The 16,267-nt window shown below is 41.4% G+C and carries 10 protein-coding genes and 17 tRNA genes; all 27 read left to right on the plus strand.

What is annotated here, in order from left to right; genetic code table 11:
- Window positions 1-116: 116 nt before the first annotated feature.
- The 27 genes from ACUTVW_RS18165 (at window position 117) to ACUTVW_RS18295 (ending at window position 16,246) form a co-directional block, all read left to right on the plus strand.
- A tRNA-Ile gene (locus ACUTVW_RS18165) sits at window positions 117-190 on the plus strand.
- Between the two features lie 27 nt (window positions 191-217).
- Window positions 218-293: transfer RNA gene (locus ACUTVW_RS18170), tRNA-Ala, on the plus strand.
- Between the two features lies 1 nt (window position 294).
- A tRNA-Asn gene (locus ACUTVW_RS18175) sits at window positions 295-370 on the plus strand.
- Between the two features lies 1 nt (window position 371).
- Window positions 372-463: transfer RNA gene (locus ACUTVW_RS18180), tRNA-Ser, on the plus strand.
- Window positions 464-480: 17 nt separating this feature from the next.
- Window positions 481-552: transfer RNA gene (locus tag ACUTVW_RS18185), tRNA-Glu, on the plus strand.
- Between the two features lie 102 nt (window positions 553-654).
- A tRNA-Val gene (locus ACUTVW_RS18190) sits at window positions 655-730 on the plus strand.
- A 15-nt stretch (window positions 731-745) separates the two neighbouring features.
- Window positions 746-819: transfer RNA gene (locus tag ACUTVW_RS18195), tRNA-Met, on the plus strand.
- A gap of 27 nt (window positions 820-846) precedes the next feature.
- Window positions 847-924: transfer RNA gene (locus ACUTVW_RS18200), tRNA-Asp, on the plus strand.
- A gap of 96 nt (window positions 925-1,020) precedes the next feature.
- Window positions 1,021-1,093: transfer RNA gene (locus ACUTVW_RS18205), tRNA-Phe, on the plus strand.
- A gap of 22 nt (window positions 1,094-1,115) precedes the next feature.
- Window positions 1,116-1,191 (plus strand) — tRNA-Thr (locus tag ACUTVW_RS18210).
- Window positions 1,192-1,200: 9 nt separating this feature from the next.
- Window positions 1,201-1,286 (plus strand) — tRNA-Tyr (locus tag ACUTVW_RS18215).
- Between the two features lie 6 nt (window positions 1,287-1,292).
- Window positions 1,293-1,366 (plus strand) — tRNA-Trp (locus ACUTVW_RS18220).
- 30 nt (window positions 1,367-1,396) lie between these two features.
- Window positions 1,397-1,469: transfer RNA gene (locus tag ACUTVW_RS18225), tRNA-His, on the plus strand.
- A 14-nt stretch (window positions 1,470-1,483) separates the two neighbouring features.
- Window positions 1,484-1,558, plus strand: a tRNA-Gln gene (locus ACUTVW_RS18230).
- Between the two features lie 4 nt (window positions 1,559-1,562).
- Window positions 1,563-1,637: transfer RNA gene (locus ACUTVW_RS18235), tRNA-Gly, on the plus strand.
- Between the two features lie 6 nt (window positions 1,638-1,643).
- Window positions 1,644-1,717: transfer RNA gene (locus tag ACUTVW_RS18240), tRNA-Cys, on the plus strand.
- A 38-nt stretch (window positions 1,718-1,755) separates the two neighbouring features.
- Window positions 1,756-1,834 (plus strand) — tRNA-Leu (locus ACUTVW_RS18245).
- A 166-nt stretch (window positions 1,835-2,000) separates the two neighbouring features.
- Window positions 2,001-2,561, plus strand: coding sequence for a plastocyanin/azurin family copper-binding protein (locus tag ACUTVW_RS18250; RefSeq protein ID WP_445647092.1), 561 nt, complete (start codon window positions 2,001-2,003; stop codon window positions 2,559-2,561).
- 51 nt (window positions 2,562-2,612) lie between these two features.
- Window positions 2,613-3,188: an RNA polymerase sigma factor gene (locus ACUTVW_RS18255; protein ID WP_445647093.1), complete on the plus strand. Its 576-nt coding sequence runs from the start codon at window positions 2,613-2,615 to the stop codon at window positions 3,186-3,188.
- Window positions 3,188-3,949, plus strand: a complete 762-nt coding sequence (locus ACUTVW_RS18260) for an anti-sigma factor domain-containing protein (RefSeq protein WP_445647094.1) — start codon at window positions 3,188-3,190, stop codon at window positions 3,947-3,949. The genes ACUTVW_RS18255 and ACUTVW_RS18260 overlap by 1 nt, the downstream gene beginning before the upstream one ends.
- 1,140 nt (window positions 3,950-5,089) lie before the next feature.
- The gene (locus ACUTVW_RS18265) at window positions 5,090-6,331 is read left to right on the plus strand and encodes an ATP-grasp domain-containing protein (protein ID WP_445647095.1); all 1,242 of its coding nucleotides are present in this window, start codon (window positions 5,090-5,092) and stop codon (window positions 6,329-6,331) included.
- A 15-nt stretch (window positions 6,332-6,346) separates the two neighbouring features.
- Window positions 6,347-7,642, plus strand: a complete 1,296-nt coding sequence (locus ACUTVW_RS18270) for an MFS transporter (protein ID WP_445647096.1) — start codon at window positions 6,347-6,349, stop codon at window positions 7,640-7,642.
- A gap of 10 nt (window positions 7,643-7,652) precedes the next feature.
- The gene (locus ACUTVW_RS18275) at window positions 7,653-8,378 is read left to right on the plus strand and encodes a thioesterase II family protein (RefSeq protein WP_445647097.1); all 726 of its coding nucleotides are present in this window, start codon (window positions 7,653-7,655) and stop codon (window positions 8,376-8,378) included.
- A 2-nt stretch (window positions 8,379-8,380) separates the two neighbouring features.
- Complete coding sequence (locus ACUTVW_RS18280; protein WP_445647098.1) at window positions 8,381-9,208, plus strand: SDR family oxidoreductase; 828 nt, start codon at window positions 8,381-8,383, stop codon at window positions 9,206-9,208.
- 13 nt (window positions 9,209-9,221) lie between these two features.
- Window positions 9,222-11,972 carry a non-ribosomal peptide synthetase gene (locus ACUTVW_RS18285; RefSeq protein ID WP_445647099.1) on the plus strand — a complete coding sequence of 917 codons (2,751 nt, stop codon included), beginning with the start codon at window positions 9,222-9,224 and terminating at the stop codon, window positions 11,970-11,972.
- On the plus strand, window positions 11,969-13,231 hold the full coding sequence (locus tag ACUTVW_RS18290; RefSeq protein ID WP_445647100.1) for an ATP-grasp domain-containing protein: 1,263 nt from the start codon (window positions 11,969-11,971) through the stop codon (window positions 13,229-13,231). Before ACUTVW_RS18285 ends, ACUTVW_RS18290 begins: the two co-directional genes overlap by 4 nt.
- Window positions 13,232-16,246: an amino acid adenylation domain-containing protein gene (locus tag ACUTVW_RS18295; protein WP_445647101.1), complete on the plus strand. Its 3,015-nt coding sequence runs from the start codon at window positions 13,232-13,234 to the stop codon at window positions 16,244-16,246.
- The last annotated feature ends 21 nt before the right edge of the window (window positions 16,247-16,267 follow it).

Genomic DNA, 16,267 nt, shown 5'->3' on the forward strand with positions numbered 1-16,267 from the left:
CCTCTAGCGCCGATGGTACTTGGACCGCAGGGTCCTGGGAGAGTAGGACGCCGCCAAGCGATTCCCTTTGGGGTATTTTTTTTGCCCCCATTGTTAGGGAAATAGGATGAACATACGGGCCTTTAGCTCAGTTGGTTAGAGCGCACCTCTGATAAGGGTGAGGCCGGTGGTTCGAGTCCACCAAGGCCCATAGTAATTAAATAAGAAATACATGAATGGGGCCATAGCTCAGCTGGGAGAGCGCCTGCCTTGCAAGCAGGAGGTCAGCGGTTCGATCCCGCTTGGCTCCACCATTCCCTGATAGCTCAGTTGGTAGAGCACTCGACTGTTAATCGAGTTGTCACAGGTTCGAGTCCTGTTCGGGGAGCCATGGAGAGGTGTCCGAGCTGGCCGAAGGAGCACGATTGGAAATCGTGTAGGCGTCACAAGCGTCTCGAGGGTTCGAATCCCTCTCTCTCCGCCATAATATTTTTTTAGCAAGGCCCGTTGGTCAAGGGGTTAAGACACCTCCCTTTCACGGAGGTAACAGGGGTTCGAATCCCCTACGGGTCATAGCAATATCTAATGCTTCAACAAGGGATGATGAAATCCTCACTTCAAAAAAAGAGTTGATTTTAACATCAGATTTATGGTAAGATCATAAATGTGTTATTCGGAGGCTTAGCTCAGCTGGGAGAGCATCTGCCTTACAAGCAGAGGGTCGGGGGTTCGATCCCCTCAGCCTCCACCATATATATTTTAACGACGCGGGGTGGAGCAGCCCGGTAGCTCGTCGGGCTCATAACCCGAAGGCCGCAGGTTCAAATCCTGCCCCCGCAATTAAACTTTCCTAAGCGAAAGTGATCTGGAACCGTGGTGTAGTTGGCCTAACATGCCTGCCTGTCACGCAGGAGATCGCGGGTTCGAATCCCGTCGGTTCCGCCATTTAAGTTTTAACATGAGGGAAGTTGTTCACTACATCTGCTGTATGGCACTGATGCCCTGGATAAAGTGTAGCGACACAAGCTTAAACTTTATTATGGCTCGGTAGCTCAGTCGGTAGAGCAGAGGACTGAAAATCCTCGTGTCGGCGGTTCGATTCCGTCCCGAGCCACCTTTACAGAAAAACTTAATAAGCCGGTGTAGCTCAACTGGTAGAGCAACTGACTTGTAATCAGTAGGTTGGGGGTTCAAGTCCTCTCGCCGGCACCATGTAATCCTGGAGGATTAGCGAAGTGGCCAAACGCATCAGACTGTAAATCTGCTCCCGTACGGGTTCGGTGGTTCGAATCCATCATCCTCCACCAGTTTTTAGGGGCATAGTTTAAAGGTAGAACAACGGTCTCCAAAACCGTTGGTGTGGGTTCAATTCCTGCTGCCCCTGCCAATTTATTTTCTAGTGAATGTACTTTATATGGCGATCGTGGCGAAGTGGTTAACGCACCGGTTTGTGGATCCGGCATTCGGGGGTTCAATTCCCCTCGATCGCCCCTTTGTTTTGTAATGGGGATTAGCCAAGCGGTAAGGCAACGGACTTTGACTCCGTCATGCATAGGTTCAAATCCTATATCCCCAGCCATTAAGCGGAAGTGGCTCAGCGGTAGAGCATCGCCTTGCCAAGGCGAGGGTCGCGGGTTCGATTCCCGTCTTCCGCTCCATAATAAGGCGCCATAGCCAAGTGGTAAGGCACAGCTCTGCAAAAGCTTTATCCCCAGTTCGAATCTGGGTGGCGCCTCCAGCATATTTTTATTGAAACGATATGCTATAACTAAATATGCCGGCGTGGCGGAATGGCAGACGCGCTCGACTCAAAATCGAGTGGGAAACCGTGGAGGTTCGAGTCCTCTCGCCGGTATTATTAGAAAGTTTCTCAGATATAATCTGAGAAACTTTTTTTGTTTTTGTTTTGCAAATGAGTCTTTTCAAATAAGTTGAGAGATATCAAAACGATTATAGGTTTGATTCGTTTCTTAGGTTTGTATACAATGTTACGCGATACTCTAATAGGGAGGAAAGAAATAATGAAGAAATCGACAAAATACTTATCTTTAATTTTGGTATTGGGACTATGTCTAACATTGCCTCAGTTGGCGGCTGCAGAAACATCGGCTCACAATCACATGGCGGGAAGTACGGACAAGAAGGATGTGAAGCCATCTTCGAAACAAGCGACGGGTTCAACAGCCAATAAAACAACCAAACCAACCCAACCGAAGAAATCGATCCCTGCAACTCCAGGTAAGAAGAAGCCGACTAAGAAGAAAAGTGATGCTTCCAAATCTGCTAAAGACACTAAAAAAGCCACAGATACCAAAACCGAGAAAAGCAAGACTTATGTGATTGAAATCTCTGATTTTACATTTCAAACCGCAGAGCTGAAGATCAAGGTTGGTGATCGTGTTGAGTTTGTAAATAAGGATCAAGTGGAACATTCTGTTGTTGCAGAGGATGATTCGTTCAGTACAGGACTGCTGGCGGAAGGTGAGAAATCTGTGATTACGTTTAAAAAGGCGGGCGAGATCAATTATCACTGTGGACCTCACCCGAGTATGAAAGGGGTAATTAAAGTCCTCTCCAAGTAATCCTGTGTTCGAAATTGAACGACCTGACAGGAGAGGGGAAGACTTTTCAATATGAAGGAGTATTCCGATTACCAGCTATCTTTAATGATTAGACAAAAAAAGCAAGAAGCGTTATCAGAATTATATGATCGTTATGCTTCTCTCATATACTCATTTGCCTGGAAGTCACTTCAACAAGAGGAGGGCACCCGGGAAGTCGTACAGTCTGTGTTTGTAAGAATATGGACGACAGAGGCTGAGTTTGACCCGGATAAGGGCCAATTTAGAAATTGGATTCTCACGATTACACGTAATTTGGCGATCGATTGGCTGCGGAAACAACGCAGTCTGTCGAGCCAGCTAGTGTCCTATTATACAGCCGAGAAGTTGGAGAAAGTTGCAGCGCTTGCTGAACTATCGGTCGAAAGCCAAGTTGAAAAACAATTGTTGAAGGAGCAGATCAGAGGAATGCGTGCCTTTCTTTCTCAACAACAACTTCAATTGTTGGAGCATTTTTATTGGCAAGGATACAGCTTGAGTGAGTTAGCAGCGCACTATCAGGAGCCTTTGGGCACAGTTAAAAGCCGACTTCACCAGACACTGAAAATACTGCGTAAGCATCTGCTTGCGAGAGGGGAAGAATGGTAATGTCGTCAACAGCCATCTGCTCATACATGCTGGATTATCTATCTGATCCTTGCTCAGAAGAAGGCAAAGCTTTTGAAATGCATCTTGCTACCTGTGAGTCATGCAAGCTTGATTTAGAACAACTACGGCCAGGCTGGGAGGCGATTCCAACGTATCTGGAACAAGCGGAGTTGCCATCTGATTTAAAACAACAGGTGATGGAAGCAGCATGGGAAAAAAGCAACGAAACCGCTGTGCCCGATGTTGTAGAAATTAAAAGAAGTAGAATAGAACGTTTTACCAAGCGGTTCCACGATCAAAAAAGAAATCTAGCAACAGCTTCTTTACTTATTCTTTTTGGTGCTAGTTTGGTAGTAAATGTAGTTATGGTTCGAGAACGTACCGAACAGCCCGTAACGTTGATGAACTCGATTGAATTGCCTACTTCAGAGATACAAAAGGTTGTAAAGCTTGAATCACTGACCTCTGGGAGCAGTTATGGAGTAGCTTGTATTGTAGGCACCGGAAAGAATCAACAGTTTGTAGTTTATCTATTCAATCCTCCACAGACGGAGAAGGGTGAGGTTTATCAAGTATGGTTAAACAAGAATCAGGCGTCCCAGAATGCAGGCAAGCTGAAAGTGGAAAATCAAATGGGACTTGCTGTGCTCGCAATTCCTATGGGTAACCATGCATGGAGCTATGATTCCATTGCGATTACGTTGGAGCCTGATTCAACAGGACTTATTCCGCGTGGCCCGCAGGTGTTTCGTTCGAGCTAGTCAGACTACAGCAACATGCATTTCTTTTCTGGAGAGATTGCTGGGAACTCCTGCAGTTGAATCAGTCTGGGCATAATACATGGTGATCAGTCAATGTAATCGTTGAATTGTGAAACTTTCTCAAAAGACAACACAACAGGGATAGCTATACTCCCTATTGTGTTTTTTTGTATTCGGCAGTTCAAATCTCCCAATAAACTCTTGATATAGCTACGTAAACCAGAGACCCGCTATTATCGGTGAGAAAATGAAAAGAAAAAACTTGAAATTTTATACAAAGATACTTAAAATACTTAATTAGAGTACATGTTTTGAAGGTATTGTAGTTTTTTTAGCGAATTATGTATTTTGAGGAAATTATGGAAGTTGATCTTTGACGCTTTAGGAGGTGAAAACACTTTACCCCACTTGTATACTACTTCATTTGTTTTAATCCGTTTTCCCCACCTTGAAAGAACAGGAAGCATTGTTAGAACAGGATAGCTTATAGTAACAATGGTTTAGAACAGATGTCACATGCTGCCATTGCACAAATGCCAAATGAAATAATTTGTGGGCACAGATACCGTATACGTTAGCCCTGATCGGAGCGCAGCATAGAATTTACATAGGGATACTGTAAGTGTTAACTAGTCGATACACTATTGTAATAATTGGGCTTGAAAGTGAAGAGTGTTTGTCCCACTATACCTAAATTGTGCTTCGTTACGACGTATTTGTTGTATGGGGCATGCTTTTTGGTGGTTTTGCAGGAAATTCTGTCAGTCGGATATCCATACAAACCTTGTTGTAAGTCATCAAGCACACAGACCAGGGACCCATTGAATTGTGCACATTTTAAAGGTTAGTGTCAAGTGGAGTGGTCGATGACTAGGACAATGTTTTGTCTGGGTGATTCATTGTATATACAGACTTTGACTTGTTAACGTTTGAAAGGAAAGCATGAATTCAATGACAGGACGATATTCAAGTCTCACGAAAGTCCAATGGCTTTAAATGATTTTGCTAGATTTTGCTACGATATTTTGTTATATCTGCTTTAAACAACGACAAAACGTGCTTTTCTCTTCGTGCAGCTAGTAGGGTGCTACGTATTTTTTGAGTGCAAATAAAACGTGCTTATAGAAGGAGAGTAAAAAAATGAAGCAAAGAATTCTAATGATCGGTTTTTCAATGGTTGCTCTGAAACATTACAAAGATCGTGAAGATATCGAGGTTTACATCATCGAAGAGCAAGAGTTGTTCGAAAAGAATAACTTTAGCGAATTTGAAAGTAAATTAATCAAAAGAGTTGTATTTGGAAACTACATTGATTCTGAAGATTGTGTACCCATTGCCAAAGAACTTCATGAAGAATTACAATTTAATGCTGTTTTCCCATCAAAAGATTATGCAGTCAGAGCAACAGGGAAAATTGCCGATGCGTTAGGTTTACCGGGATTAAAAGAAAAAAATGCCAGAATTTTAACCAATAAAATTTTGTTGAGAGAAGCATGTGAACGTTATGGTATTCCCCATCCAAGATTCAGAAAAGTAGATCGAGTAGATGAACTTTTTGATTTTTTTGAAGACAAGCCATTGATTTTAAAACCAGCCACATTGCAGGCCAGTATAGGAATCAGCAAGATTGTATCCCCGAGTGATATTGAGAAAGCATGGCAGAATACAACGTCTGCTCTTGATAACCCGAAGATTACAGTTTCCAGAACAATCAATCGGGAGAACATTGTGGAGGAATATCTGGATGGACCCGAATTTAGTGTAGAGACGCTGGTGCGGGATAATGAAATTATCTTTTCGAATGTGACCGAGAAAATAACGTTTGAAGATAATTTTGTTGAAGAGGGGCATATTGTTCCAGCAAATATATCTGAGACAGACCGGGAGGCATTGTTGAAAGAGAAGCATAACTTAGTTGAAAAACTCGAAATCGGATCCGGATTGTTACATTCAGAATGGAAAATGCAGGCCAGTGGTCCGGTTTTGGTAGAGTGTGCAGGGAGGATGCCGGGAGATTATATCTACGATTTGATTAGTAACGCTTACGAATTTGATTTTTTAAAGGAATACTCAATGATATTGTTGCAACAAGATACCCATATTTCACAAAAAGCTGCAAAGGTAAGTTCAGTAAGATATTTTACCTGTCCAGCAGGTGAACTAAAAGAAATCAAAGGGATTGAAAATTTGATGATTCCTGAGGTGGTGGATTGGTCCATTGACAAGAATGTAGGGGACATCATTCCAGTTGTCAAATCTTCATGGGATCGAGTAGGCCATTTTGTCGTAGTAGGTGATTCTCATGATGAAGTAAATCGAATTTCCAATCACCTTTTGAATTCCATCCAGTTCGAGGTAGAAGCTGGGCTGAAAATTAAATAAGAAAAGTAGGAGAAGATGATGAAAAACGGAAAGATGCTTTTAAGCTTTTTGAAAAACGCAAGAAATATACGATTACTAGCCTTGGCTATTTTCATCTCCAACATAGGAAGCGGCATGCAGCTTATTGCTGTTAGCAAGTTATTATACGACAGAACGAATAGTGCAACCTCGATAGGTATTGTCATTATTCTTCAATACGTGGTGATGTTTATAGTGCAATTTATTTCGGGGACAGTGGTGGACCGCAGTAATCAGAAAAGTATTCTGGTCATTAGTGATTTTACTAAAGGTTTACTTATCGTAGGAGCAGGCGCACTTTTCTTTTTCAGTCCAGATACAAGTCTTGGATACTTATTTGTTATTCTCGTTATTGTGAATATTGTTGTGCCATTCTTTTCTAATGCACAGTTCACATTAACCCCGGAACTCGTCAAAGACAAGGATGAGCTGTTACAAGCTAACAGCATTCTTACCACTCTTTTTCAAGCAGGACAACTCATCGGTAGTGCTATTGTCGCCTCTATTATTTTTTTCATGAGCCCAGCTGCAGCACTAATTATTGCTGGAAGTCTGTTTTTCCTCTCTGCCTTGAATTTTAAATTGATCGAATTCAATAAAAAGGTGAAGGAACAAAAGGGAGAACATAAAAGTATAGGCGCCCATTTTTTTGGAGACTGGAAGGTTTTGTTTAAAGAGATTGGCAAAGAAAAGAGCGTGTTAGCGCATTTGCTAATCAGTTCTGGTGACTATATGGCCGTTAATATTTTCAACCTTATGCTCATTCCGGTAGTTGCGGTTCACTATAATGACAACAGCTTTTATATTTCTCTGTTTGATAGTGGATTTGCGATAGGTTCAATGATTATCGTTGCCTATATTGCCAGTTTCTCTAAAAAGTTGGGTACGAACAATTCAGCTGTAGTAGGTCTACTTTTACAATCGGCCATTCTTATCATTCTTTCCATTAACGTTCATGTCATTTTTGCTTTCTTGCTAATGGTTGTGTATGGCTCAGCCAATTCATTTTCCATTACCATTTTTAATACGAATCTGCAGAAAAGAAGTACAGCTGAATTTATGGGACGGATCAATTCGGTGAAAAACTTTATTGTATCTCTGCTGACCATTACTTTAATTCCAGTACTTTCACATATGTTCGATATCTCCATAGAGTATGGCCTTATGGCATCGGGCATTGTTCTTTTCACTTATTCTCTTGTTTCTTTTTTGGTAGGCCGGAATTTTGCATTTGGACAAGACTATTTATCTAAAGGAATTCAGATCGAGGAGATCAACAAAAAATTAGTATAGGAGACTACAAATGAATAATGAAAATATGATTTACCTTATGTGTTTCCCGTTTGGCGGTGGCGGAGCCAGTGTATACAGCGAATGGAATGAAAAAATGCCCTCTGAAATTGAAGTGGTGCCTATTCAACTGGCTGGAAGAGAACGTGAGATCGGTGAAGATCCATTCACCAATTTGCATAAAGCAGCAGACCACTATGCGCGGGTGATCGGAGAGAAGTACGCAAACAAAAGGCTCGCATTTTTGGGGCACTGTTTCCTGGGGTCTACTTTAGCATTCGAGGTAATTAAACGACTTGAGAATGACCCTCAGCTAAAAATTGAACATCTGTTTGCTTCAGCGGCTTATTCTCCAAGCAGTATCCGCGAATATGGTATTGATCTCGATAAAGATGAAGAGTTTATCATCAAAGTTGAAGAGATGACGGGACTGAGAAATGAGGCATTCAATATTCCTGAATTGAAGGAGCTTTTGATGCCAACGTTCAAAGCAGATTTTCAAATGGATATGGAGTATCCGAGAAGTCATGAGATGATCAACATCCCGATTACGGGGATTTATGCGAAGAGTGATTCTTTCGTAAGTAAGGATGAGGTTGAACAATGGAAGCAGCATACGTCTAAAGATTACAACCTCTACGAAGTTGAGGGGGAGCATATGTATCTACTGGACAGACCGGAATCTGTACTTCATGTCGTCGAAAAAAGTTTGTTAAATTACGTAGAAGGTCGTGAGTAGACTTGGATAGATTGAAAAATAAGGTAGTTCTAATTACTGGTGCTGGCAGAGGTATAGGGAAGGCTTGCGCGATTGAAGCTGCCAAAGAGGGCGCAGATATCATCATCTCAGATATAGGAAGAAATATGGGTTCTGTGCCATATGATCTTGCTCGAACAAGTCAATTGGATGATACGGAGGAAATGTGCAGAAAACTTGGTGTGAATGTATTCAAAAAGCATGCCGATGTGACTAAAGCAGATGAGATTTCTGCTTTGGTGCAGGAAGCTGTTCAGCGTTTTGGAAGAATCGATGTTCTAATTAATAATGCAGGGATTGGAGCACCGGCAGGTAAGCCAGCACATGAATATTCAAGTGACGAGTGGGATATTTTACTCAATGTTAATTTATCAGGGCCGTGGAGACTAATTCAAGCGGTAGCCCCTATGATGATCAGGCAGAAAAAAGGAAGTATCATCAATATTGCCTCGACAGCCGGACTGCTAGGTTATAAACATTTTGCCGGATACGTGGCTTCCAAGCATGGACTCGTTGGTTTAACCAAGTCTGCTGCATTGGATTATGCGATGGATAACGTTAGAGTTAATGCGATCTGTCCTGGCCCTGTATATGATGATGAATTCGTAGATGGCAGTATGACCAAGGTTGTAGCCGACTCTTTAGGCATTCAATTAGGTGAACAGGAAGAGATCGATCTGCAATCTGTCGCTATGAATACGGTTGTATCCCCTACGGATGTTGCGGAAGCTGCTGTTTGGTTGGCTAGCGACGAGTCGAAGAGAGTGACGGGTACAAACATTACGGTCGATGCAGGGTATTCAGCCAAATAAAGGGGAGAACGATATGGTCAATGGGATCAATGTATTGGAAACAAAAGATGAAGTGCAGACCTCCACTCAAACAAACGTACTCGTTATTAAAGATCTAGTGCAAGACGAGCTGAAATCTTTATATGATTATGCAGCAAATAAGAATCAGCATGATCTGTATTTTACAGTAGAACAAGTTGCGAATGCCGATATGTTCGAGAAGTATTTGCAAAGAGAGCAAGTACGTCCAATAGGGTTTGTAAACAACATAAGAGGTACTCTCATTCAGTATGAAAACAAAGCAGATCTGGTATTAACATCGGATATCTCGAAAGCCAACCTATTCGGGTTGTTGAAGCTATATCATGATGTAATTGGGCGAGAGTTTGAACTAAATGATATGGAAATAAGCGACGAGACGATTCGTACAAGCGCTTCAGTTAAGTGGGGAGTTCCTCTACCTATTGAACGACCCGTTAAACAGTTTCACAAGTATAGTATTTTTCAATTGAAGGGTGAAGCGGTCTACAAGTCTAATCTTCAACATCAGAGTATCTGTGCAGCGTTGGCTACAACGTTGAACATGTACAATTCTGACGACCTTGATGTTTATTTTAAGAAGTTAACTCTTGCTGGGCAAACCGTCATTAAAGGAAAACTGCACACAGACGGAACGATTAACACCGAGCAGCATGCCGAACAAAAAGATGAACATATTGCATACTCCATTGGAATAATCTGCATTGATATTGATTATGAGAAATATGAGTATACGCCTTATTTAAGCCCTAAGTATCCGATTTCTGTGGTCGTGCAAGAAAATGAAGGGATCGTGCAGTCGCTATCGTTGCAGGCTAATGCCGACATGATGGATGCCGAAGTACTCAAACAGTTTGGTACGATGCTTGAATACGTTCTAACGACTTCGGACCCTGTTTCAAATTCGAGTATAGATTCATATATAGAAGAGTTAATGGCCCCTTACATTAGAGAGACGAATAAATCATCACAAGAAAATATATTGGAACGATTAAACAAGATTGTACAGTTGTACCCTCATAATATAGCTCTCTCTGACCAACAAGGAAATATGACTTTTGAAGAATTGGAACAGAGAAGTGATATTATCGCCAAACGCCTGATTAAAGAAGGGTTTAAAGCGGAAGACAAGGCAGTTATCTCTGTAAATCAGAATCATGAGCTTATTTTATTAATGATCGGCGTAATCAAGGCTGGTGGTGTGTACATTCCTGTCGATCCTAACTATCCTGCCGAGAGGATATCCTTTATTCTAAAAGACTCTGCAGCCCAGTTCTTTATCTCTAATCTAAGTCACTACTTCGAAGATACGAATTACATCAAGCTACATCCTGCGGAATTATTGCAACAAACCAAACTGGAACAAATTCATGACATTCCACTTCCCGCATATACTCCTCAATCGGGATATGTCATCTACACATCTGGAACATCGGGGGTACCGAAAGGGGTACAAGTCCCTTGCGAAAATATCATATCGTTGATCGAAGCTACTCAAAAAGAATATGAGCTTTCAGCGAATGATGTGTGGACGATGTTCCATTCATCTTCATTTGATTTTTCGGTCTGGGAGATGTGGGGAAGTTTATTAACCGGCGCCAAGTTGGTTGTTGTTCCAAGAGAAACAGCTACATCTCTGTATGATTACTATGAATTGCTGATTGAACACAAGGTGACCGTATTAAATCAGACACCATCTTCTTTTTATGCCTTGCAAAATATTGAATCCGAACAACGAATCCCTCGTTTAAATTCAATACGGTTGATCATTTTTGGAGGGGAAGCCTTAGATAACACCAAGCTTAAAAAATGGTACCAAAGGTACTCTTCAAGCAAATGCAGACTGGTAAATATGTATGGTATTACTGAAACGACAGTACACGTGACTCATCAGAATATACTCAAAAAGAATCTGGATATCAGTAGTCAGAGTATTGGTGAGCCTATCAAAGGTTGGAAGATATCTATTCGCGATGCAGATGGAGCATCTTGTCTGCTGGGTGTTGAGGGTGAGATTTGGGTTGGTGGTGCGGGCCTTTCCCGAGGTTATTTGAATAGAGCCCAATTGAATAGAGAGAAGTTCATCATCGATGAAACTTCAGGGGAACGCTGGTACAAAAGCGGAGATCTTGGAAGAATGAAATCGGATGGAAGTATCGATTATTTAGGTCGAATAGACAATCAAGTCAAAATTCGGGGTTATCGGATTGAACTTGATGAGATTAAAAAACAAATCAGTCGTGTTCCAGGTGTCAAAGATGTGGTTGTAACGGTCCATAACACGGATAAGCATGCTGATGAACATAAGCAAATTCTGGCCTTTTTTGAAAGTAACAAGGCGTACAGCTCTAATGATATGAAGGAAATATTATTACAGGTGATGCCTTCTTATATGATTCCTTCAAATTCAGTGCAGGTCAATGAAATACCACTAACCATCAATGGAAAAGTGGACTTTAAAAAGCTGATTCATGAACAAGATGAACCGTATCAGTCAGAGAAGGTCTCCACATCGGGTGAGAATGTGCTTCTGGATATCTGGTGCAAGATTTTGGGCAAACCGATTACGGATGAAGATAGTTTCTTTGATTGCGGAGGGAATTCTTTGCTGGCGGTGTCCTTGTTATCGGAGTTAAAACAAAAGGTAAGTCCAGATCTCACGCTAAAAGAGTTATATTTGCATTCATCGCCGAATCGTATGCGAACCTTCTTAGAACAAAAAGAATGGGGTGATGTGAGAGTATGACGGGCAATATGCTTTCGAAAGTAGCTATTTTTTATGGCACGGGTTCTGCCACGCCGCTATCCATTCAAGCCGCTTCCGTTGGAATATGTAAACTGGTTTTTCTATATAAAGAGGACTGTCCCGAAAATGACTTATTGCAGATTAAAATGATACAGAAATACGCAAATTCGTATAACATCGAAAATTGTTCAGATCATGATATAGAAAAGATTCTTCGTGATGAACAAGTCGCAGGGATTACTACCTTTAGTGAATATAAGTTGGTAGAGACTGCTATTTTCGTAGAGAAACTCGGTTTATTTGGTAACTCTGTGGAAACCACTAAGGTGTTAGTGAACAAATTCAGGCAGAGGGAAATTCTCTCAAAAGGTAAAGGCACTGCTGTCAAGTTTACCCGACTGGATAAACAAAACATGAGACAGAGTTTATTGGAGGTAGGCGTTCCAGCAATCATTAAACCTGTTATAGGAGCGGGAAGTAAATGGACCCAAAAGGTGAATTCCTATGAAGAATTACAGAATGTAATTCATGAATTTCCTGTAGATCACGAATATGTGCTGGAAGAATTTTTAGCTGGTACAGAGGATATTCAACATTCGTTCTATGGAGATTATGTTTCAGTAGAATCGATTCATCAAGAAGGGGTCTCAACCCAAGTTTCCATTACCGGAAAACTACCCTTAACGCAGAACTTTTCAGAGAGCGGGATGTTTTTACCTCATCCTTTCTCCCCACAAATAGAGGATCAGATTAGATCGGTTGAGGCGGAAGCTATCAAAGCGCTCAACATTACAAGTGGTACAACCCACACGGAAATCAAAATTACGGATGAAGGACCCAAAATCATAGAAGTTAACGGGAGAATGGGTGGATATGTTTCTGAAATACTGAAGAGAGCAACCGGAACAGACTTAATCAAAAGTACGTTGCAAATCTCTCTAAATCAAGAAGTGGTGATTCAGCCTGCCTCTATCCAAAAGGTATACTTTCAAGTATTCCTGACCTCACCTGTGTTCGAAAATGGAATTTATCAAGGCATAAACGGACTCGATATCATCCGTGATTGCCAGGATGTTACCCATATTCAAATGACTAAAAAAGAAGACGATATCATCGATTCACGCCTAGGTACTGAGAATAATATTGGTATCGTATTTGGAGAATCTGATGATTTTAATTCATTTGGTTCAACCGTTCATCTAATTCGTAATCAAGTCAAACCGGTAATCGCAACTCAACAGAAAGAAGTGTTGCAATAAATGGAGAACAATAATGGGAAAGCAAGCTTGGGTACGCATTTTCAAGCCATTGTAGCGAAGTATCCTGACAATAAAGCTGTTGTTTATCTGCACGAAGAACTGACTTATCAGCAATTAGATAAAAGGGTTAGCGATTGGATTACGTTTTTTGTACAATCCGGTGTAGGGTCTGGCGATCGTATTGGAGTCCATTTCAAAAACAGTCTTGATTATGTCATTTCGATTATCGCGTTAACGTCCATAGGTGCCAGTTATATCCCTTTATCGATCAAAGAAAATGAGGGTTATATAGAAACACTCACTCGTTCTGCTGCGATCTCATTGGTTTTTACAGACACAGACTTGAACATTTCGGGCATATCGATCGTAAACACCACCACAAGGCAAACACTTTCGACTTCAAGAGTTGATGGAGCGAAGTATGATGTGAGTGAAAGTGATATCGCTTATGTTATGTTCACGTCCGGTACTACGGGAGTTCCTAAAGGGGTTAAAGTCACGCACGGTAACATTATTAATCTGATCACGGAAGATGCTTGTCTCCGTCTCTCCAGTGAGAATGTTATTCTCCAGACAGGGACACCCACTTTTGATGCATCAACCTTTGAAATATGGGGAGCTCTCCTGAACGGGGGGACGTTAGTTATTCCCGATTTCAACAAAGTTACGAATTTCAACTACCTGGCTGAATTAATCAAAACATATCAAGTCAATCTGATGTGGTTAACAGCTCCGCTTTTTTCCATTGCTACCGAGAAAAATATGGATTTGTTTACCCATGTAAAAGAGTTGATTGTTGGTGGCGATATTGTGCACCCCAGAGATGTAAACAAAGTGCTCTCGCGTCATCCCCACATCACAATTTACAACGGTTACGGGCCAACGGAGTGTACCACGTTTTCAACCATTTACAAAATGAATGCGATGATTCAAGAACCTTTTATTCCTATTGGCAAACCTATCAAAAATGCAATGGTATACGTTGTAGATGAGAACCTTTCTATTGTAGAGACTAACGGTGTAGGTGAGCTTCTGATCGGAGGCAAGGGTGTCTCTGCTGGTTATCTCGGTAACGAAGATTTAACGGAAGAGAAGTTTATTGTAAATCCCTTCGACGAAGGAAAACTATACAAAACGGGGGACTTGGCAGCGATAGACGATGCCGGCAACGTCATTTTCAAAGGCCGAAAAGACCGTCAAATTAAAATTCGGGGCTTTCGAATTGAGATGAATGCGGTTGAAGAGTTGTTGAACGGCATTCCTGGTATTCAATCCTCGGCCGTAACGGTTATTGAAAATAGGGACGGTGAGAAGGGATTAGGGTGCTGCGTTGTACTCCAGAACTCCTTGACGTTATCGGAAGAAGAGATTCGGGTTCAATTCAAAAAGGTCGCTCCTTCCCATATTGTATTGGCTCAGATATGTGTTGTTGATCATTTTCCGATGAATTCGAATGGAAAGCTGGACTACAAGAAGATTCAAAGTTTACTTCATGCTGAAAAAATCATGGAGGATGTAACAGAAGAACATGATTCCGATGCGGACGAACAAGTCACCAAAATCATTAAAATTATTGAGAAAAGCATGAATTGTACGATCAAGGATACTTCAATTTCATTTTTTGAAATCGGATTGGATTCGTTAACCAGTATATATATTGCTGATGGCATAAATAAGGAATACCAGATCGATATTGAACCAATGGATCTCCTGATGAGTCCGAGCATCAATGACTTAATCGAGCTTGTTTTGGCAAAGGAAACCCGTGAACCTGTCGCTATGCTCTCATCGACAAGTGAAGAGAAAAACTTGAATTTACTCAATCAGCAAGAAGCCATTTTCATAGATTTCACCATTAATCCAGATACGACAAGGTATAATGTTCCTCTGCTTCTGAAACTCCCAGAGATGATTGATACGGATAAGCTGAAGCAGTCCATAGACAGGCTGATCCATCGTCATGACAGTTTAAGGACACGATTCGTTTTCAGGGATGGTAAGGCTTTTCAGATCATTCAGGAAAACCACAGTGTTCACGTGACAGAAAGTTCCACCGAGCTTGATCTGTCTAAGCTCATCACTCCATTCGACCTACAACATGATTCCCCCTATAAATTTGAGATCATTCGAAACCAAGATGGGATTTGGCTGTTCATGGACTTCCATCATATTGTCGTCGACGGTTTCTCCCTGAACGTCATTGTAGATGACTTAAACCGTTTATATCTCGATCAGGAACTTCAAATACTACCGGTGAATTATTCTACACTTATTGAAGAATCGAGCAGTGAATTTCATAAAAACCAAGAGTTGTCTGAATTATTTTGGCAACGCGTTTTCCGCGAATATAAAGGCATGGGTCAGTTGCCTATGGATATTACGGATGTGGAGGGGGTCTCCAATCGAAACGAACACATGGAGTTTACTTTGGGCATCCATCGGACTAAATCATTAAGACAATGGAGCGTAGACAACAAAATCACGATGTTTGAAGCGCTTGCTATCGGATATTCACAATTTTTGCACCAGATTACAGGGAGTGAGCATGTAAGCTTTGCGACGCCTAGTCGGGAGTATTCCCAAGTCTCAAGTATACCGACTGTGTCCATGCTAACGAATACATTATGGGTCCTTTCCAAATCCGAAGAAGCCACAGATGGTGTTATTCACGAGTTTGTCAGTCAGCTAAGAGAGTCTCAACGAAATCAGAATGTGCCTGTTGAATCCATTTACAAGTTGAAACGACAAATGGGTGATACCTATCTTCAGGAAACGTTGATGGCATACCACGAAAAGGATTCTCTTGAGGTGAATTTCCTGGGAGAGTCTGTTTTGATCAAACCGCTCATTCCGCATGAAGGTATGTTTGCGTTGAACATGCAAGTCTATGATAGAGGCGAGTCTTTGGATGTCGAATGGGAATATCTCGCAGATTTATTTGAATATGAAACGATGAGAAGCCTGGAAGAGCTTTTCAAAGAAACTCTTGATGCCTTGGTTGGGATAAAAATCTAATTTTTATAATTATTATAAAAA

Source organism: Paenibacillus sp. TSA_86.1, assembly GCF_052691815.1.

Coding starts and splice junctions, on each gene's coding strand:
- ACUTVW_RS18255 (WP_445647093.1), top strand. CDS start 2,613: ATGAAGGAGTATTCCGATTACCAGCTATCTTTAATGATTAGACAAAAA.
- ACUTVW_RS18290 (WP_445647100.1), top strand. CDS start 11,969: ATGACGGGCAATATGCTTTCGAAAGTAGCTATTTTTTATGGCACGGGT.
- ACUTVW_RS18295 (WP_445647101.1), top strand. CDS start 13,232: ATGGAGAACAATAATGGGAAAGCAAGCTTGGGTACGCATTTTCAAGCC.
- ACUTVW_RS18275 (WP_445647097.1), top strand. CDS start 7,653: ATGAATAATGAAAATATGATTTACCTTATGTGTTTCCCGTTTGGCGGT.
- ACUTVW_RS18250 (WP_445647092.1), top strand. CDS start 2,001: ATGAAGAAATCGACAAAATACTTATCTTTAATTTTGGTATTGGGACTA.
- ACUTVW_RS18270 (WP_445647096.1), top strand. CDS start 6,347: ATGATGAAAAACGGAAAGATGCTTTTAAGCTTTTTGAAAAACGCAAGA.
- ACUTVW_RS18260 (WP_445647094.1), top strand. CDS start 3,188: ATGTCGTCAACAGCCATCTGCTCATACATGCTGGATTATCTATCTGAT.
- ACUTVW_RS18265 (WP_445647095.1), top strand. CDS start 5,090: ATGAAGCAAAGAATTCTAATGATCGGTTTTTCAATGGTTGCTCTGAAA.
- ACUTVW_RS18285 (WP_445647099.1), top strand. CDS start 9,222: ATGGTCAATGGGATCAATGTATTGGAAACAAAAGATGAAGTGCAGACC.